Origin of the sequence: Staphylococcus sp. HMSC062H10, from assembly GCF_001836945.1 — a bacterium.
Lineage (GTDB): Bacteria > Bacillota > Bacilli > Staphylococcales > Staphylococcaceae > Staphylococcus > Staphylococcus aureus.
Window position 1 is genome coordinate 17,028 of the sequence record NZ_KV830996.1, and the last position, 17,362, is coordinate 34,389.

Sequence of the window (17,362 nt, forward strand, 5' to 3'; positions counted from 1 at the left end):
GAGAAACTAAAAACATTACTGAATGTGTTGATAAATTACCTTATAGAAATAAACTCAAAATATATCAACACTTGATTCTAAGGAGGATATGACAATATGAAAATTTTAGATAGAATTAATGAACTTGCAAATAAAGAAAAAGTACAACCACTTACTGTAGCTGAAAAACAAGAACAACATGCTTTGAGACAGGACTATTTGAGCATGATTAGAGGTCAAGTGTTAACAACATTCTCTACAATGAAAGTCGTTGATCCAATCGGTCAGGATGTCACACCAGATAAAGTTTATGATCTTCGCCAACAATACGGTTATATTCAAAATTAATATTTGCTCACGAGGTATTGCACTTAAGGTGCCAACTGACCTCATAAACAAAGCCCATACGGATTGAAGACACTAATGTGTCGCACCATGTCTCTTACGACATGCGCACATTACGCTTCATCTCTGTATGGGCTTTTTATTTATTCTTTTGAGAATTTTATTTTAGCAGACTAAAAAATTAAAATGGTGTCCATCAAGATCTTTGAACATTGCACCATAAAACCCTTGGCTTACTGTTGGTTCTTGAACGACTGTGCCACCCGCTTCTTTCACTTTATTCACCAACTGGTCAACTTCTTCATTTGTGTTCACACCTAGAGAAATCATCACTTCATTTGGTTCAGTGTTAAGGCTTTGCTGACTCACATTTTGAAAATGCTTGTTTTCTATTAAAATTACGGTTGTTTGACCTATTTGAATGCCTACCATTTTATCTAACATTTGTGGGTTTCTATTTATTTTAAATCCTAACGCTTTATAAAACTGTGCGCTCTTTTCTAAATCTTGCACATGCAAATTAAACCACATTGATTGAATCATGATTGCACCCCATTCATTACTTATTATAGTCTTGGACTTTAAGCCAATCACTTAATGATAATCTTGTTGGATTTATTTCAGCCATTAATTCAAAGTCTACTTCATAACCTTTTTCTTCCAACCATTGCTTTTCTGCAACACCACTAACAAATTCTCCTTCTATAACAGTTGATTTACCTGTCACTTCACTAAAAATTGTTGCTGCTTCACTTAATGTAACTTCATCGGAACCAATCTCTATTGATTGATGCGTAAAGCTTTGTGGATGTGCAAAAATATACGATGCAATTTTAGCTATATCAATAGAAGAAATCATTGTGAATTTTATATTCGGATTAATAAATTCTGGTAATGTAATACGTTCATCTTCGACTTTAGCAATACGTAAAAAATTATCCATAAAGAATGATGGTTTGATAATTGTTGCATTTATATTAGATTCTATTAATCTATTTTCTATTTTTGCTAGTACTTCAAAGTGTGGGCCAGTTCGATTTCGATTAACCCCTCCCGCAGTACTATACACAATATGTTGAATATTTTCTTGCTCAGCTATTTCAATTATCTTCATACCTTGTCTTAATTCTTCGCTAACATCATCTTTAACGATTGGCTGAATACTGTATAAGCCATACTTCCCTTTCATCGCTGATTGCAAACTAACACTATCACTCAGATCACCTTCAACGATTGATAAATGCGGATGTCCTATGTCTGAAAGTTTACGATTATTCTTATTTCTTGTTAATGCACTTACATACCATCCATCCTCTAACAACTGTTTTACAACTGCATTACCTTGCTTCCCTGTTGCGCCTATTACTAAAATATCTTTCATTTTAGATCCACTCCCCTTTTATCTTAAAAACCAATAGTCCTCTTTTTCACCTTTTAAATACGTATATGGTTCTGGTGTTTGTCCATTTTCCTTAATATTGTCATTTATTACATTTCTGACATCCCATACTAAATGAATAAATCGTTGTAATTGATGACTAAAAATGCCTAGTGGCGCTTTCATAGCTAATGCTTTTTCCACATCTTCTGTAGTAACATTCAGTTTTTCTGCAATCATTTGAACCGATAAAGTTGATGCTTCGAAATGTGCTTGCAATTCTTCAGCTGTAATACGTCTTTGCTCTTTATTTAAAGACATACGCAACACTCTTTTCTTTTATGATGTTTAATAGTTATTGCAAATTCATTGCTAACTTTCTTAACACGTTTTATAATAAACGGAGAGTTATCCGTTTGTCAATTTTAGAGAACTATAAGTAGGTGGAATCATGCGAAAAGATGCAAAAGAGAATAGGCAACGAATTGAAGAAATAGCGCACAAACTTTTTGATGAAGAAGGCGTTGAAAACATTAGTATGAACCGTATTGCTAAAGAACTAGGTATCGGTATGGGGACACTATATCGACATTTTAAAGATAAAAGCGATTTATGCTACTACGTCATACAAAGAGACCTTGATATTTTTATCACTCATTTTAAGCAAATTAAAGATGACTATCATTCTAATTATGAGGTTATGCAAGTGTCGTTAGATTATCTTTTACAATTTAAAATCGATAATAAGGCACTACTGCAATGTATTGAAGCAGGCAACAATAAATTACGTTTTTACCAAAGCGCATTTTATCAAGAATTATTTGATTTTTATTATGACTTGTTTAAAAGCGATGACGACATTTACACGAAGTTTAAAACAGATATGCTGTTGCAAGCATTATCAACACGTGTATTTGATTTCCAAATAGAACATCGCCATATTTCAATTGAAGCGTATAGAAATTATTTATTAAACATTTATTTAGATGAGGTGGAACGTAATGACTAAAATTGTGTTAATTACAGGTGGTAATAAAGGATTAGGCTATGCAAGTGCGGAGGCACTTAAAGCATTGGGCTACAAAGTGTATATAGGTTCTCGTAATGACGTAAGAGGACAACAAGCATCTCAAAAATTAGGTGTTCATTATGTACAGTTAGATGTTACAAGTGACTACTCTGTCAAAAATGCTTATAACATGATTGCTGAAAAAGAAGGTCGTCTTGATATCCTCATTAACAATGCAGGTATATCTGGTCAATTTTCAGCACCTTCCAAATTGACACCTCGTGACGTTGAAGAAGTATATCAAACGAATGTATTTGGTATCGTTCGAATGATGAACACATTCGTCCCTCTCTTAGAAAAATCTGAACAACCTGTTGTCGTCAACGTATCAAGTGGTTTAGGTTCATTTGGAATGGTTACAAACCCCGAAACAGCTGAATATAAAGTGAATTCATTAGCTTATTGTTCGTCTAAATCGGCAGTAACAATGCTAACATTACAATACGCTAAAGGATTACCAAACATGCAAATCAATGCTGCTGATCCAGGTGCTACAAACACTGATTTAGTTGGTGATTTTAGTAATAATTCAAAACATGTTTCTGAAGGGATCAAGCCAATCATTCAATTAGCAACCATTGATGCAGATGGCCCGACAGGTACATTTATTAATGGGAATGGTGAAATGCCTTGGTAATCCAAATTTATGTTACAAATATTGAATTTAGAGGTAAATAAAAAATGCTTCTGCAATAGATGCAATATACATGCAAAACAATATGGAGGCGAATCAAATGAAAAGTATTACGTTTGAAGAACATTATGTCATTGAAGATATTCAAAAAGAAACGATGAATGCGATATCGGCAGATCCTAAAGGTGTGCCGATGAAAGTAATGTTAGAAGGCCTTGAAAAAAAGACAGGTTTTACAAATGCAGATGAATTATCACATCATGATGAACGTATCCAATTTATGAATAATCAAGACGTTCAAATTCAAGTCTTATCTTATGGAAATGGGTCTCCTTCAAATTTAGTTGGTCAGAAAGCCATTGAATTATGTCAAAAAGCCAACGATCAATTGGCAAACTATATTGCACAATATCCCAATCGTTTTGTAGGCTTTGCAACTTTACCTATCAATGAGCCTGAAGCCGCAGCGCGAGAATTCGAACGTTGCATCAATGATTTAGGATTCAAAGGTGCGCTCATTATGGGACGTGCACAAGATGGTTTTCTTGATCAAGACAAATATGACATTATTTTCAAAAAAGCTGAAAATTTAGACGTACCGATTTATCTACATCCCGCGCCAGTTAACAGTGACATTTATCAATCATACTATAAAGGAAATTATCCTGAAGTAACTGCGGCAACATTTGCTTGTTTTGGTTATGGTTGGCACATTGATGTCGGTATTCATGCAATACATCTAGTATTATCTGGCATTTTTGATCGTTATCCAAAGTTAAATATGATTATTGGACATTGGGGTGAGTTTATCCCCTTCTTCTTAGAACGTATGGATGAAGCTTTATTCGCTGAACATTTGAACCACCCTGTAAGCTATTACTTTAAAAATAATTTTTATATCACACCGAGTGGCATGTTAACGAAGCCACAGTTTGATTTAGTCAAGAAAGAAGTAGGCATTGATAGAATTCTTTATGCTGCTGATTATCCATATATTGAGCCTGAAAAATTAGGTGTATTTTTAGATGAACTGGGTTTAACAGATGAAGAAAAGGAGAAAATAAGTTATACAAATGGTGTTAAATTATTAGGTTTATCATCTAACAATTAACAAATGGAGGTCATTGAATATGGAAACTTTAGAATTACAAGGCGCTAAATTACGCTACCACCAAGTCGGACAAGGACCCGTGCTCATCTTTATTCCTGGTGCAAACGGTACCGGAGACATTTTTCTACCTCTTGCAGAACAGTTAAAAGACCATTTTACTGTTGTAGCCGTTGATCGTCGTGATTATGGAGAAAGCGAGTTAACTGAACCACTCCCTGATTCCGCTTCTAACCCTGACAGTGATTATCGTGTCAAACGCGACGCACAGGACATTGCCGAACTTGCAAAGTCATTAAGTGATGAACCTGTCTATATATTAGGTTCAAGTTCAGGTTCAATCGTTGCGATGCATGTGTTAAAAGATTACCCTGAAGTCGTTAAAAAGATTGCATTTCATGAACCACCAATTAATACATTTTTACCAGACAGTACTTATTGGAAAGATAAAAATGATGACATTGTGCATCAAATTTTAACAGAAGGCTTAGAAAAAGGCATGAAAACATTTGGTGAAACATTAAATATCGCACCAATTGATGCAAAAATGATGTCTCAACCTGCTGATACTGAAGAAGGACGTATAGAACAGTACAAACGTACGATGTTCTGGTCAGAATTTGAAATTAGACAATATACGCATTCAGATATTACTTTGGATGATTTCATAAAATACAGCGATAAAATCACCCTACTAAATGGGACAGATTCTAGAGGCTCCTTCCCACAAGATGTTAACTTTTATATAAATAAAGAAACTGGCATACCTATTGTAGATATTCCAGGCGGTCACTTAGGTTATATTCAAAAACCTGAAGGCTTTGCTGACGTATTATTAAATATGTGGGGTTAATCTATCGTTCTCTAATAAAACAGCTTGGGCAGTTTTCAAAATATTTTTGATGACTGCCTAAGCTTATTTTTGTTTACGTTTAAACATTCAAATCGACTCGTTATTATACATGAAGGCATGTTAACCATTCTTTTCCACTGAAAACACTACTGTTCCAAACATTGATAGTCTTCTTTTGAAATACCCTTTCCGATAAGCACCAAATATTCTGGCACTTTTTTTGAAAATGCTACAGGTGTTAATTCATATTGTCCTTGTGTAAATTGAATGAGATATGTATGTGTGGTGTCTTGGAATGTCATAAATCCTTTCAACCTATAAATATGAGACGGAAGGCATGCTAAACGTTCTATAAATTCAGCTTTTGTACATTTGACTGGTGATTGTACAAATTGATGATTAATCATTTGATGTAACGACTTATGTTTATTGTCAGAAGTTACTGTCATTTGGCCAACTGATATTGGCAAAGTGACTCTGCCATGCATACCAACTTGTATATCAGCATCTGGATTAATTACTTCTAAATCTTTTAAAAGTTTGCTCGTCGTATCAACATCTGCTGAATCTATTTTATTAACAAATAAGACAGAACAATATGCTAATTGCTCATAAAATAAGCCTTGGATGTCTTTAGGGAATGATTTAATGTGTTTATACATGCTTGCGTCTATTACACCAATCATATGTGTAATTGTTGTAAACGGAGCTAAAATAGGTGTTAAACAAGCATCTAAGACAGAGACCGGTTCTGCAATCCCACTACATTCAATAAATACAATGTCTGGTTGCTCTTTTAAATATAATTGATGTAACTGTTCTGATACATCTGCTTTCATTGCACAACAGATACACCCCTCTGTCAGTTCACTTAAAGGTATGTCTTCAGATACTAAGGCACCATCAACACTCATTTTGCCAAATTCATTCATAATAACTGCCGGTTTCAGCGACTCCTTTAATGATTCAGCGAGCAAATGATTTAAGACAGTCGTTTTACCGCCACCTAAAAACCCACCTATAATAACTATTTTCATCTGCGACTCTCCTCTTATACTTCATATGCATAGAATATTCCAAGATAGCTTTCCTATTGACTGACATGACTCTATATTCAGTTATAGTTCATTTCTTTTTTAAATAATCAACATTACCATTTTAACAATGATGCCTACACCAATAACTAAAGACAATGATGTCACCATTTGCTTTCCAATTAATTTTAGTGCTGACTGACCACCTAAATGTTTCAAAAGCATCGTCATTGTGACCGAGCACGCTGTAAAAGTTGAACTAAAAAACACAAGTAGTAGTAACTGTATTGCTGTCATTCCTTGTAATAAGGCGCCCTGATGCAAATTAAACAAGAGCATGCCGTCTTTTCGAATCATTGAAAATAAAATCCCTGGTGACAATTCTGACGAGATGCCTAATAACGATAATATAGGTGTAAATATTTGTGATAAAACATTCAAAATTGGCGTTAGTGATAAAATACTAACAATAAGACAGATTGTGATAAAAATAGGTAGCGCTTGAACGATAAACATTTGTATATTTTGCCACATTTGTAGCAACATTTGACGTATATTTGGCATATGTAATTGCCTATCATAAGGTAGCGGAACGCTAAGTTGTTGATCATTCTTTTTCAACCATATCCTATTATGCAAGATGCCACCTAATAGTACTAATATTAAGTACGGCATAAACAGCCATGACTTTCCAGCTACACTAAAAATAGATAATGTCGCGCCTATTTGATAACTGCAAGAACTACCAAAACTTATTAAGCTCATGCACTGTGTCTTCGTGCAGGTATGACATTGGTGTGCTGCTTGTGAAATGGCTGCTGCATTACATCCAAATCCTTCTAATAGTGGCACGATATCATTGCCTTGTAATCCTATCCGTAACATTGAAGGTTCAATTGCCCATATCATCCATGATTTGAGTCCTGTTTGATCAATTACAGCAGTTGATAAACTAATCAATATTACAACCGGCAATGCCCATACGAGCGAATATGTTCCAAGTGATAGCACACCATAATCACCAAATAATATATGCTGTAATATATCGTGATTGAGCAATGTTGTTTGAGTTAAATATTCTATCCATGCTGATACATACTGATTTTGAAACCAATCTGAAAATTGATAAGCGATACCGATTGGCAATGCAAACATTAAAAATATCAACAACCAGGCTAAAAATGTCGCACTTATTTTAGGTCTTAAATGTCGTCGTTCATGTTGAAATAGTGTCAATTGTTCTATCACATGTTCGCTCGCTATAGGCGAAGAAACTACACTTTCTGCCAATGAAATATCTAATTTCTGTTTTATGATTAATAATCTTAATTTCGCTTTTTCTGTTGCGGTAAGTTTATCCGCATGACTAATAACCAAATAATGAGGTTCATTAGGTATGGGCGTATAATGCCCGGTTCTCATATCATATTTCACTTCTAACATGTGCATGACACTTCACAACATGAATAATCATCTAAATACATTTGATTTTTTTGGTAATTTTCAATGACCTCTTGTTTAGCTGGTAAGCCTTCCCGCTGTGTTAAAAGATGTGCAAGTACTGCAAATCGCGCTCTGAATTTATAGATATAGCATAATTTGGCATTATCATTTTCAACTGTTGCACCAATCATAAAAATATTCGGATAACGTGTCGATTCATCATGTGTTGTTAATTTAATATCTTGATTTGTTGTCGCAAATAATTGTTGAACGATTGGATTTTTTGTTGCATCAAAGCCAGTTGCTAGTATTGGTTCATGAGGCGTATGCACACTTTGTCCGCTATCAAAACTGATATGATACTGTCCATCGTTAAAATCAATATCTTTAACTGTATAATGCACATTCATTTCAATGCGAGCTCCTTGCTTAATGACATTACCTAGTCGCTGACGTGTATAAGGTGACAATCTAACACTAGGATCAGCATCCGGATCATTTAAACCGGTTGTGCTAGTATAAAGTGCGATATCAGAGCCATTTTTTGCAAGTTGATATGCAGCATCAAAGCCACTTTCATTACCTCCGATAACCACATATTGCCCCTTATTAAAGTTATCAAAGTCTTCAATTTCACTATAATGAATACCATATTTAAATGGCTTTTTAGGGAAATTATAATCACCTGTTGCGACAAAGATATAATCCGCGTGATATGTCTCTGTTGTCGTTGCAATCGTATAATATGCATCATCTACAGATATATTTGTGACAACTGTGTTTTCAAAGATATTCAGCTCGTAATGGTTGGCAACCACTTGTAAATATTCAGCATATGTTTCTCCGGAAATATGTTCTTCATTAAATGTAAATGCTGGTGAAGTATCCATGGAAATTGCATTCATATCAGGCATGCCAAATCCATTAGACGTAAATGATGGCGTAATCGTACGGGTCGATTTCGGCCAATGTTTAAATGAATGTCCTACTGTTCCTTTTTCTAAAATAATGACATCTTTTATACCGAAATCTTTTAAGGTAATGGCCATACCTATACCTGCAGCACCGGCACCGATAATAGCCACTTTATGATGTTGCATATTAACACTCCCTCAATGATCTATTTCAAGTTATTGTTTTTGATTATAAATCGTAATAATTACGATTTATAAAGTATAGACCTATCCTTGAGAAATTTCAATATTAAAAGAAAAACTTCCGCTATTGTAGAGAATTCATCTACATTTCGGAAGTTGGTATGTGTCTTTTTTATTAAATTTAAAGATGCTACGGTTAGTTCAAATGATTGCGATAGACATTCAATGGTTGTCATCCAGCCTCAGTACTTGGAGATAACATTTTGGCGATGAGACAGAAATCATATTTTTACAAAATTTATTTCGTCGTCCCCCCAATAAATATAAAGTATTTCTTTATTGTTGTGTAACTTCTCCACGTTGTATTTCACTATCCAAATTTTGTTTCATATTATCAAACAACTCTTGAAATCTAACCTCATCTTGATCAGAATAACCTTTAAAAATAACTGAATCTATATTTTCTTCGTTAAAATAATAAATTTCATCTTCCACAGCACCAATCGGATATTTACATGCAGAATAGTCAAACATATACTTTTGATTTTCAATTTCTACAATTGGTCCTCTTTTAATAATCATTAACTTTTGCGAACCTTCTTTTAAATAAATAATGCTTCCTATTGTTTCCATTTATTTTCCTCCTTTGTCACCATCTCGATTTCGATATTCCTTCGCATTTCCAAGTCAATCATCTCTTCTTCCGCTTTACGAATGCCATGTTGAATTTGCTGTTGCTGCTCGTATAACGCTTCCGTTGAACGTCGTTTCGCAAAATGAAATTCATCGCGTAACTGTTCCATGCGACTAGCCATATTGCTACTATAATAACGCTCACTTAAATGTTGATATAATTGTTCTATCGAATGATTAAGCGCATCACTTTCATCTATCAATGCTTTAACCTCTTGCTTTTCATCATATAAGTCATCCATTTGCTTATGTTTCGCTGTGATTATTTTATTGATTTCATCAAGTTTATTAGACATCATTTCACCACGTTTTAATTTTTGCCAATTTCATTACCAATCATTACGTCTGTTTGATTAAATTCTTCGCCAACTTTTTGTATACTATCGCTCGCAGTTCGTATTGCTTCAGCAACAGATTGATTCTTACTAATCAAATCATCTATCACACTATGAGCATTATTATTTCCACTTACTGTTGTACTTTCATCTTTATCCGGTTTCGAAACATTATTACATGTTTCAACAGCGCTTTTAATAGATGATGATGCACTATTGGTCTTAAAAATATCACTTTGAACTGTACTCATCATTTACACCTCTTCCCATTTAAATTATTTTAAAATTATTAGAAACTGTATCAATATATGATATTCAAACATTCAATTATACTTAAATATTGTTTTATGATTATATTCAAAATTATTGTATCAATAAATATGTATCATTCCTAGAATTTTATTGAACAAAAAGTTATAAAATCACTTTTATTGCAAATCAACCTTGTTTTGCATTACAGAAATTAGCGCTAGAAATTAAAATTTTATTTTCCAACAATAAAAAAGCACAAATATTTTATTGAGGCAGCTGAAGACCTTCTCATTGTAAAAATATCTGTGCATATTATTTATTATCTTAATCTAACGTAATAACTAACCTGTTGTATCTTGTAAAATCTTATCCATAGATTGCGCAACACTATCACGGTACATCTCCCCAAATTTCAATAAATGCACCATCAATAAATATAAACGATAAAATTCAAGTCTATAGGATGCACCTTTTGCGAGTGGATAATGTTTATTATACGCATCATAAAATTCGCTCGTAAAACCACCAAATACCGTTGTAATACCGATATCAAATTCTCTGTCACCATATAATGGCGCTGGATCAAATAACGCTGGACGACCATCTTGTAAGAACATATAATTACCACCCCATAGGTCACCATGTAATAAAGACGGTTTACTTTGATGCTTTTCTAATTCCGCCACAATTTGACGTCGCACTTTGTCATATACTTTGATATCGTTGGCATCCCATAGCCCTCTATTTAGCAACTCATCTTTCAAATGGTCCATGCGCTTGTCGACAAAAATGGTACACCAATCGTCTTGCCAATGATTATCAAAAGAAATATCGCCACCTTCATAAGGTAATGAGAAGCCAAATTTGCCTTCTTCTTGTTGCTGACTGTGTAATTGAGCTACGAGTTGCCCTAATTGGCGTTGACTCCCTGAAGCCCCTTCTTCTAAATACGTCATCACTAAATACGCATCACCGTTAACCTCGCCACTTGCAATTACTCTAGGTGCCGTGATACCTGCACGTTCAAATTCATTTAAACCTGCAATTTCTGCAGCATAAAATGATTCTTTACGTCCACGTTGGACAAGTAAGAAAAATGTATCCGTATCCGTTTCGACTCGATATGCTTCGTTTACATCACCACCACTCACTGGTGAAATCTTTTTAATATCTTTTAAAGGTAATTGCTCTAACCATTGTTCATTCATACAAACACCTTCCATTACGCTTACTTTATACTATTATATTGCCTAATTAGGATGATTTAATCTTAAAAACGTTATTCAAACTTGCGTCAATTTTCAAAACTTTTTAGTTTTAACTAGGAAATTATGTAGGGAAATGCTAGTCTATTAAAAGAATATATTTCACATATATTAAGTTGAGGATAGTAAGCCTCAAATATAATGAAATAGGAGCATACTCATGTACAAATTAATTAAACCTTTCTTATTCAAAATCGAACCCGAAAAAGCACACGGACTAACTATCGATGCATTAAAAACGTTACAAAAATTTCCGGTTTTATTCCCAGTCGTCGATAAACTATTTACTTATAAGAATCCAACGTTATCACAAACGATACAAGGTAATACGTACGACAATCCAATTGGCTTAGCAGCTGGTTTCGACAAATCTTGCGAAGTGCCAAAAGCATTGGAACACCTTGGATTCGGTGCTTTAGAATTAGGTGGTATCACACCTAAACCTCAACCGGGTAACCCTCAACCACGCATGTTTAGATTATTAGAAGATGATGCCTTGATAAATCGAATGGGCTTCAATAATATTGGTATGAACAAAGCACTCAGTCATTTGCGTAAAAATGCTTATCAAGTACCTGTTGGTATCAATGTTGGTGTGAATAAAATGACACCTTATGAAGCGCGTTATCAAGATTATATAAAGGTTGTTGATACGTTTAAACACGACGTTTCATTTTTCACAGTCAATATCAGTTCTCCAAATACTGAAAATCTTCAAAACTTCCATGATAAAGATGAATTTTCAATGTTATGCCAAGCTTTAACAACATTTAAAAAACAGCACGATGTAACAGTGCCAATTTACTTAAAACTAACGTCTGATATGGATTTCGATGGCTTAAAAGCACTATTACCAGCGATTACTGAGACATTTGACGGTATCATCTTAGCAAACACAACGCGACAACGAGATGGTTTAACTTCTGCTAATAAAGTCGAAGAAGGCGGTTTGAGTGGTCGTCCATTATTTGAACGTAATTTAAAATTGATTAAGTATGCTTATCAGCAAACAAATGGTGAATTTTTAATTATAGGTACAGGCGGCGTATTCAGTACTGAAGATGCAATCAAAATGATGCGTCACGGTGCGTCACTTATTCAAATTTATTCATCACTTGTTATTGAAGGCCCAGGTTTAACTAAGAAAATGAACAAAGGCATCGCACGTTACTTAAAAGATCATCATTTTGACAATGTCAGTGATATTATAGGACTAGATGCCTAATCCAACGTAGTCAAATAACACTTTAAAACTTGCTGAATCGTCTTATTAAAATTATGATATAACTCAAGAAGATATATTTATCACCATTTTTCAAAATAATGGCTTAAATATCACATATCATTAAATATAGCGTTTTATAACGGAGGCGTTTGTTATGACTAAAGAAACAGATAATAAAAAAACAGTAGCGACTTCTGACAACAAAGACACAAAGCAACAAAATCAAACTGAAGAAGATGAACGTCAAGGTTTAAATGGTTATCGTAAAACAGATCTTGATTTAGAAATCGAGCAAGAGCTACGTGAAATGATGAAAACAGGTGAAAATGAAACGAAAAACGACTACAAAAAGTTTAAAGTTTTTTCTCTTATTTCAACACTTGTCATTGTTATTTTAGCAATTATAAGATTTGTTCATAAAATGATGTAATTAGAGTGAGACATTGTTTTATGTCTCAGGATTCAGTTATTCATTATAGCTACAATATTTACGATGATATAAATAACCCGAGATTTTAGTATGATTCATTTCACTAAAGTCTCGGGTTTCTATTTGATAATTTTTAATAGGGCATGGCTTGTATATGCGCCTGCCTTTTATCTCATTTCCAATGATTAATCTGGATATTGTTCTAAAAATGCTTTCGCTTCTTTATTAACTGTTTTAAAATCAATACCTTGTTGCATCGCTGCAAAGACACATCCACAATAACACTGCCTAAAGATATTATAGTCATTACACATTTCTATGGAACGCTCATAACCTTTACTTTTCTTAAAATCACTTGGCAAATAATTCACATCGTATATTTTTTGGACATCCATACCAAGTTCATTGATTAATTGTGCGTTCTTTTTAGGGGATAACGTTAGTGCGCTTCCAAAATAGTCATACCCATGCTCTACAGCTGCTTTAGCTACAATATCCAAACGCATTTCAAAACAAGCAGTACAACGTAAGCCGCCTTCTTTTTCATCAGCTAATTCTTTATCTTTCACCATTTTCATAAACTTATGCGGTTCATAAGGTGCTTCAATATACTTCACATTCGCACCAGTCTTGCGATTAAAATCTTCCACAAATTGTTCTTGCACTTTAGCACGTCGTAAATATTCATTTTTCGGATGAATATTGGAATTCGCGAAATAAATTGCAATGTCTGCATATTGTGTTAAAAACTCTAATGTATATGTACTACAAGGTGCACAACAACTATGCAATAAGATTTTAGGTCTGATTGCTTCTCTTTCCCACTGCCCGATTAATTTCTTCAACACCTTGTCATAATTAATTTTTTGATTTTTCATTTTACTGATAATTGGTTCAGCATTAATCATGATTTAACCTCCCACATTGAATCATTAACTTCTATTATATATGATTCATATTAAATGTCAGTCAAAAAAGTTAGAAATTTATTTTAATACATTTATATTTCGAAAATCCCTTATGTATCTGAAGTATTTTTTAAACTTGAATTTTACAACACTAAACAACACATACGTCTCTGTGTCATTTTCATTTTTTGTATGTCATATATGTTTACTACATGTTGAAAAATTTCACCCTTCAATTTATCATGTGTTTTACAAAAAATTGATTTCAATTAATCGTTAAAGTTATACTTTTGTCTATTTTTAATGTAACATGATGTTAGTAATAAAAATAATACATTGAGGTGTTTTACATGACAGCATTATTCCCTTATATCGCTTTTGAAAATTCAAAAGAAGCCCTTGCATATTACGAAGAAGTATTTGGTGCAACTGACGTTAAACGTTTAGAAGTTGGCGAAGAACAAGCGTCACATTTTGGTATGACTAAGGAAGAAGCGCAAGAAGCAACTATGCATGCTGAATTTGAAGTGCTTGGCGTAAAAGTGCTATGTTCTGATTCTTTTGGTCGCGCTGACAAAATTAATAATGGCATATCATTATTAATTGATTATGATGTTAACAATAAGGAAGATGCTGATAAAGTTGAAGCATTCTATGAGCAAATTAAAGATCATTCTTCAATTGAAATAGAATTACCGTTTGCTGACCAATTCTGGGGTGGCAAAATGGGCATCTTTACCGATAAATACGGTGTTCGTTGGATGTTACATGGTCAAGACTATACTGCAATCCAACAATAATGTTATTGATAAAGATATCATTTAATAAGCTTATGTTATTTAGCAAAGCAAGCCACTCTTGATTCATGGCTTGCCTTATTTTATTGTATATTTTTAATTATCGTTGCTGGCCCTTGATTGACAATCGTATTAAAATGCCTTATTAAGTCAACTTTGTCTATACGGTTTGGATCTTCTACCCAATGTCTTATCAGAGACAATCCCGCACCTGAAACATAACTCATGAAATAGGAAAATGGTATACCATTAATTTGATCATTTTCATTTTTATAACGTTGCAAATGACACATAATTAAATCATAAAGTTTTTTCGTGGATATTTGAATCTTTACCCATACGAAACATCAATTGATAAAATGCGATGTCTTTTTCTATCATTTCTATTAAAACGGTCATAATTTGATGTATATTATCCGTGGATAACTTAACTGCTCCATTTAACTTCTCATCATGAATGAAGTCTCTTATTTCCTCCAACTGCTGGTCCTCTAATTTTTCAAGCAAATCATATTTATCATAATAATGCGTATAAAATGTACTACGGTTAACATCAGCTAAATCTGCAATTTGTTGCACAGTAATCTCTTCTAATTGGTGTTGATGTAAAAGTTCAATAAATGCATTTCTCATTGCAACTTGTGATTTTCTAATACGTCGATCTATAGTCATTTGTATCAAGTCCTCCCCAATGATTATAAACAATTATAAATGTTATGTTCATTATCCTACAAATCTCCAACATTGATGATTGGCACACAATGTTTACCTGTTTAATATAGGTGATACAAACAAACGGAAAAAGGTGATAACAATGAACCAACATTTACTAGGAAATCCAAAATTAACTGTAACTAATGTCAATGAAGTGAAAGCCGGTATTAACCACATCGTTGTCGACAGTGTTCAATATGGAAATCAAGAAATGATTATGGAAAAAGATGTCACTGTGGAAATGCGCGATGGCGAAAAATTATATATTAATATTTTCAGACCAAATAAAGATGGCAAATTCCCTGTAGTTATGTCTGCAGATACTTACGGTAAAGATAATAAGCCTAAAATCACAAATATGGGTGCCCTTTGGCCAACATTAGGCGCCATTCCGACATCTAGTTTTACACCTGAAGAATCACCAGACCCAGGATTTTGGGTGCCAAATGATTATGTTGTAGTTAAAGTTGCATTACGCGGTAGTGACAAATCAAAAGGCGTCTTATCTCCATGGTCAAAAAGAGAAGCGGAAGATTATTACGAAGTGATTGAATGGGCAGCGAATCAGTCATGGAGTAATGGAAACATCGGGACAAATGGCGTTTCTTATCTTGCGGTGACTCAATGGTGGGTCGCATCATTAAATCCACCACATTTAAAAGCAATGATTCCTTGGGAAGGCTTAAATGATATGTATAGAGAAGTAGCCTTTCACGGAGGTATACCGGATACTGGCTTTTATCGTTTCTGGACTCAAGGTATTTTTGCGAGATGGACAGATAATCCAAATATCGAAGATTTGATTCAAGCACAACAAGAACACCCTTTGTTCGATGATTTTTGGAAACAGCGTCAAGTGCCATTATCACAAATTAAAACACCTCTACTAACATGTGCGAGTTGGTCTACACAAGGTTTGCACAACCGTGGCTCTTTTGAAGGATTTAAACAAGCTGCATCAGAAGAAAAATGGCTATATGTGCATGGACGTAAAGAGTGGGAAAGTTACTACGCTAGAGAAAATCTCGAACGCCAAAAATCATTCTTTGATTTTTACCTTAAAGAAGAAAATAACGATTGGAAAGATACGCCTCATGTCATTTATGAAGTTAGAGATCAATTTTATAAAGGCGAATTCAAATCAGCGTCAGCGTTCCCTTTACCTAACACAGAATATACACCATTGTATTTGAATGCTGAAAATCACACATTGAATCATGCAAAGATCAGTAGCGCGCATGTCGCACAATATGACTCTGAAGATAAACGACAAGATGTAAGTTTTAAATATACGTTTGACAAAGATACTGAGTTAGTTGGAAACATGAAATTAAAACTATGGGTAAGCACTAAAGACTCAGACGATATGGATTTATTTGCAGGTATTAAAAAGTTAGATCGTCGTGGTAATGAAGTTAACTTCCCTGATTTTAATCATATTGAAAATGGTCAAGTAGCTACTGGTTGGTTACGCGTATCACATCGTGAATTAGATCAAGAAAAATCCACAATTGCGCAACCTTGGCATAAACATGAAACAGAATTAAAGTTGTCACAAGTTGATATTGTACCTGTTGAAATCGAATTGTTACCTTCAGGCACGCTATTTAAACAAGGCGAAACATTGGAAGTTGTTGTAAAAGGTAGTGAAATTGTAATTGGTAATAGTACCCCTGGCATGAAAACACGTTATGAACATGAAGAAACCGTAAATAAAGGCATGCACATGATTTATACTGGTGGTAAATATGATTCACAATTAATCATTCCTATCGTTAATTGATATACAGCAATTACGGTCGA

General features: G+C 33.9%; 20 protein-coding genes and 2 pseudogenes. 9 read left to right on the plus strand and 13 right to left on the minus strand.

Annotated features, from left to right (window positions below):
• Positions 1 to 96: 96 nt before the first annotated feature.
• Entirely contained in the window at positions 97 to 327 is a 231-nt protein-coding gene (locus HMPREF2658_RS11980; protein ID WP_000697136.1) for a DUF896 domain-containing protein, read from the plus strand.
• Between the two features lie 162 nt (positions 328 to 489).
• Here the strand turns inward: HMPREF2658_RS11980 and HMPREF2658_RS11985 are convergent, their stop codons facing one another.
• The 3 genes from HMPREF2658_RS11985 to HMPREF2658_RS11995 are packed head-to-tail and all read right to left on the minus strand — an operon-like array spanning position 490 to position 2,023.
• Positions 490 to 867, minus strand: a complete 378-nt coding sequence (locus HMPREF2658_RS11985; protein ID WP_000616227.1) for a VOC family protein — start codon at positions 865 to 867, stop codon at positions 490 to 492.
• Between the two features lie 16 nt (positions 868 to 883).
• Positions 884 to 1,705, minus strand: coding sequence for an NmrA/HSCARG family protein (locus HMPREF2658_RS11990; protein WP_000651845.1), 822 nt, complete (start codon positions 1,703 to 1,705; stop codon positions 884 to 886).
• Positions 1,706 to 1,723: 18 nt separating this feature from the next.
• Complete coding sequence (locus HMPREF2658_RS11995) at positions 1,724 to 2,023, minus strand: DUF2316 family protein (RefSeq protein ID WP_000055844.1); 300 nt, start codon at positions 2,021 to 2,023, stop codon at positions 1,724 to 1,726.
• Positions 2,024 to 2,153: 130 nt separating this feature from the next.
• Between HMPREF2658_RS11995 and HMPREF2658_RS12000 the strand changes: the two genes are divergently transcribed.
• From HMPREF2658_RS12000 to HMPREF2658_RS12015, 4 genes are all read left to right on the plus strand, one after another.
• Positions 2,154 to 2,711 carry a TetR/AcrR family transcriptional regulator gene (locus tag HMPREF2658_RS12000; RefSeq protein ID WP_001224186.1) on the plus strand — a complete coding sequence of 186 codons (558 nt, stop codon included), beginning with the start codon at positions 2,154 to 2,156 and terminating at the stop codon, positions 2,709 to 2,711.
• Positions 2,704 to 3,408 (plus strand): SDR family NAD(P)-dependent oxidoreductase, encoded by a 705-nt coding sequence (locus HMPREF2658_RS12005; RefSeq protein WP_000161831.1) that lies wholly within the window; start codon positions 2,704 to 2,706, stop codon positions 3,406 to 3,408. The genes HMPREF2658_RS12000 and HMPREF2658_RS12005 overlap by 8 nt, the downstream gene beginning before the upstream one ends.
• Before the next feature lie 97 nt (positions 3,409 to 3,505).
• Positions 3,506 to 4,516, plus strand: a complete 1,011-nt coding sequence (locus tag HMPREF2658_RS12010; protein WP_000836415.1) for an amidohydrolase family protein — start codon at positions 3,506 to 3,508, stop codon at positions 4,514 to 4,516.
• 19 nt (positions 4,517 to 4,535) lie between these two features.
• Positions 4,536 to 5,366, plus strand: a complete 831-nt coding sequence (locus HMPREF2658_RS12015) for an alpha/beta hydrolase (RefSeq protein ID WP_000448902.1) — start codon at positions 4,536 to 4,538, stop codon at positions 5,364 to 5,366.
• Between the two features lie 146 nt (positions 5,367 to 5,512).
• Here the strand turns inward: HMPREF2658_RS12015 and HMPREF2658_RS12020 are convergent, their stop codons facing one another.
• The 7 genes from HMPREF2658_RS12020 to HMPREF2658_RS12050 form a co-directional block, all read right to left on the minus strand.
• Positions 5,513 to 6,403, minus strand: coding sequence for a CobW family GTP-binding protein (locus HMPREF2658_RS12020; RefSeq protein ID WP_000706511.1), 891 nt, complete (start codon positions 6,401 to 6,403; stop codon positions 5,513 to 5,515).
• Positions 6,404 to 6,502: 99 nt separating this feature from the next.
• Positions 6,503 to 7,843: a nucleoside recognition domain-containing protein gene (locus HMPREF2658_RS12025; protein WP_000895201.1), complete on the minus strand. Its 1,341-nt coding sequence runs from the start codon at positions 7,841 to 7,843 to the stop codon at positions 6,503 to 6,505.
• On the minus strand, positions 7,837 to 8,943 hold the full coding sequence (locus tag HMPREF2658_RS12030) for an NAD(P)/FAD-dependent oxidoreductase (RefSeq protein ID WP_001163735.1): 1,107 nt from the start codon (positions 8,941 to 8,943) through the stop codon (positions 7,837 to 7,839). Before HMPREF2658_RS12030 ends, HMPREF2658_RS12025 begins: the two co-directional genes overlap by 7 nt.
• Before the next feature lie 333 nt (positions 8,944 to 9,276).
• Positions 9,277 to 9,573 carry a DUF4176 domain-containing protein gene (locus tag HMPREF2658_RS12035; protein WP_000447700.1) on the minus strand — a complete coding sequence of 99 codons (297 nt, stop codon included), beginning with the start codon at positions 9,571 to 9,573 and terminating at the stop codon, positions 9,277 to 9,279.
• Positions 9,561 to 9,929, minus strand: coding sequence for a hypothetical protein (locus HMPREF2658_RS12040; protein WP_000066354.1), 369 nt, complete (start codon positions 9,927 to 9,929; stop codon positions 9,561 to 9,563). Before HMPREF2658_RS12040 ends, HMPREF2658_RS12035 begins: the two co-directional genes overlap by 13 nt.
• A 14-nt stretch (positions 9,930 to 9,943) precedes the next feature.
• Entirely contained in the window at positions 9,944 to 10,222 is a 279-nt protein-coding gene (locus HMPREF2658_RS12045; protein ID WP_001621888.1) for a TIGR04197 family type VII secretion effector, read from the minus strand.
• A gap of 339 nt (positions 10,223 to 10,561) precedes the next feature.
• Complete coding sequence (locus HMPREF2658_RS12050) at positions 10,562 to 11,428, minus strand: fructosamine kinase family protein (RefSeq protein ID WP_001005532.1); 867 nt, start codon at positions 11,426 to 11,428, stop codon at positions 10,562 to 10,564.
• A 217-nt stretch (positions 11,429 to 11,645) separates the two neighbouring features.
• Here HMPREF2658_RS12050 and HMPREF2658_RS12055 point away from each other — a divergent pair, with 217 nt between their 5' ends.
• Together HMPREF2658_RS12055 and HMPREF2658_RS12060 are read left to right on the plus strand one after the other, a co-directional pair.
• Positions 11,646 to 12,710, plus strand: coding sequence for a quinone-dependent dihydroorotate dehydrogenase (locus HMPREF2658_RS12055; RefSeq protein ID WP_000277424.1), 1,065 nt, complete (start codon positions 11,646 to 11,648; stop codon positions 12,708 to 12,710).
• Positions 12,711 to 12,864: 154 nt separating this feature from the next.
• Positions 12,865 to 13,140 carry a hypothetical protein gene (locus HMPREF2658_RS12060; RefSeq protein WP_000159831.1) on the plus strand — a complete coding sequence of 92 codons (276 nt, stop codon included), beginning with the start codon at positions 12,865 to 12,867 and terminating at the stop codon, positions 13,138 to 13,140.
• A gap of 185 nt (positions 13,141 to 13,325) precedes the next feature.
• On the opposite strand, the gene HMPREF2658_RS12065 is transcribed toward HMPREF2658_RS12060, so the two are convergent.
• Entirely contained in the window at positions 13,326 to 14,048 is a 723-nt protein-coding gene (locus tag HMPREF2658_RS12065) for an epoxyqueuosine reductase QueH (RefSeq protein WP_000606206.1), read from the minus strand.
• Between the two features lie 350 nt (positions 14,049 to 14,398).
• Between HMPREF2658_RS12065 and HMPREF2658_RS12070 the strand changes: the two genes are divergently transcribed.
• Positions 14,399 to 14,848, plus strand: a complete 450-nt coding sequence (locus HMPREF2658_RS12070) for a VOC family protein (RefSeq protein ID WP_000125707.1) — start codon at positions 14,399 to 14,401, stop codon at positions 14,846 to 14,848.
• Positions 14,849 to 14,928: 80 nt separating this feature from the next.
• Here the strand turns inward: HMPREF2658_RS12070 and HMPREF2658_RS12075 are convergent.
• Together HMPREF2658_RS12075 and HMPREF2658_RS12080 are read right to left on the minus strand one after the other, a co-directional pair.
• Positions 14,929 to 15,517 (minus strand): annotated as a pseudogene (locus tag HMPREF2658_RS12075) (TetR/AcrR family transcriptional regulator).
• Positions 15,495 to 15,603, minus strand: a pseudogene (locus HMPREF2658_RS12080) (hypothetical protein). The pseudogenes HMPREF2658_RS12075 and HMPREF2658_RS12080 overlap by 23 nt, the downstream one beginning before the upstream one ends.
• 56 nt (positions 15,604 to 15,659) lie before the next feature.
• Between HMPREF2658_RS12080 and HMPREF2658_RS12085 the strand changes: the two are divergent.
• Positions 15,660 to 17,342 carry a CocE/NonD family hydrolase gene (locus tag HMPREF2658_RS12085; protein WP_001071598.1) on the plus strand — a complete coding sequence of 561 codons (1,683 nt, stop codon included), beginning with the start codon at positions 15,660 to 15,662 and terminating at the stop codon, positions 17,340 to 17,342.
• Positions 17,343 to 17,362 lie beyond the last annotated feature (20 nt).

Bases quoted from the DNA above. Each gene is read 5' to 3' on its own strand.
- HMPREF2658_RS11980 (WP_000697136.1), top strand. From the start codon at position 97: ATGAAAATTTTAGATAGAATTAATGAACTTGCAAATAAAGAAAAAGTA.
- HMPREF2658_RS11985 (WP_000616227.1), bottom strand. From the start codon at position 867: ATGATTCAATCAATGTGGTTTAATTTGCATGTGCAAGATTTAGAAAAG.
- HMPREF2658_RS11990 (WP_000651845.1), bottom strand. From the start codon at position 1,705: ATGAAAGATATTTTAGTAATAGGCGCAACAGGGAAGCAAGGTAATGCA.
- HMPREF2658_RS11995 (WP_000055844.1), bottom strand. From the start codon at position 2,023: ATGTCTTTAAATAAAGAGCAAAGACGTATTACAGCTGAAGAATTGCAA.
- HMPREF2658_RS12000 (WP_001224186.1), top strand. From the start codon at position 2,154: ATGCGAAAAGATGCAAAAGAGAATAGGCAACGAATTGAAGAAATAGCG.
- HMPREF2658_RS12005 (WP_000161831.1), top strand. From the start codon at position 2,704: ATGACTAAAATTGTGTTAATTACAGGTGGTAATAAAGGATTAGGCTAT.
- HMPREF2658_RS12010 (WP_000836415.1), top strand. From the start codon at position 3,506: ATGAAAAGTATTACGTTTGAAGAACATTATGTCATTGAAGATATTCAA.
- HMPREF2658_RS12015 (WP_000448902.1), top strand. From the start codon at position 4,536: ATGGAAACTTTAGAATTACAAGGCGCTAAATTACGCTACCACCAAGTC.
- HMPREF2658_RS12020 (WP_000706511.1), bottom strand. From the start codon at position 6,403: ATGAAAATAGTTATTATAGGTGGGTTTTTAGGTGGCGGTAAAACGACT.
- HMPREF2658_RS12025 (WP_000895201.1), bottom strand. From the start codon at position 7,843: ATGTTAGAAGTGAAATATGATATGAGAACCGGGCATTATACGCCCATA.
- HMPREF2658_RS12030 (WP_001163735.1), bottom strand. From the start codon at position 8,943: ATGCAACATCATAAAGTGGCTATTATCGGTGCCGGTGCTGCAGGTATA.
- HMPREF2658_RS12035 (WP_000447700.1), bottom strand. From the start codon at position 9,573: ATGGAAACAATAGGAAGCATTATTTATTTAAAAGAAGGTTCGCAAAAG.
- HMPREF2658_RS12040 (WP_000066354.1), bottom strand. From the start codon at position 9,929: ATGTCTAATAAACTTGATGAAATCAATAAAATAATCACAGCGAAACAT.
- HMPREF2658_RS12045 (WP_001621888.1), bottom strand. From the start codon at position 10,222: ATGATGAGTACAGTTCAAAGTGATATTTTTAAGACCAATAGTGCATCA.
- HMPREF2658_RS12050 (WP_001005532.1), bottom strand. From the start codon at position 11,428: ATGAATGAACAATGGTTAGAGCAATTACCTTTAAAAGATATTAAAAAG.
- HMPREF2658_RS12055 (WP_000277424.1), top strand. From the start codon at position 11,646: ATGTACAAATTAATTAAACCTTTCTTATTCAAAATCGAACCCGAAAAA.
- HMPREF2658_RS12060 (WP_000159831.1), top strand. From the start codon at position 12,865: ATGACTAAAGAAACAGATAATAAAAAAACAGTAGCGACTTCTGACAAC.
- HMPREF2658_RS12065 (WP_000606206.1), bottom strand. From the start codon at position 14,048: ATGATTAATGCTGAACCAATTATCAGTAAAATGAAAAATCAAAAAATT.
- HMPREF2658_RS12070 (WP_000125707.1), top strand. From the start codon at position 14,399: ATGACAGCATTATTCCCTTATATCGCTTTTGAAAATTCAAAAGAAGCC.
- HMPREF2658_RS12085 (WP_001071598.1), top strand. From the start codon at position 15,660: ATGAACCAACATTTACTAGGAAATCCAAAATTAACTGTAACTAATGTC.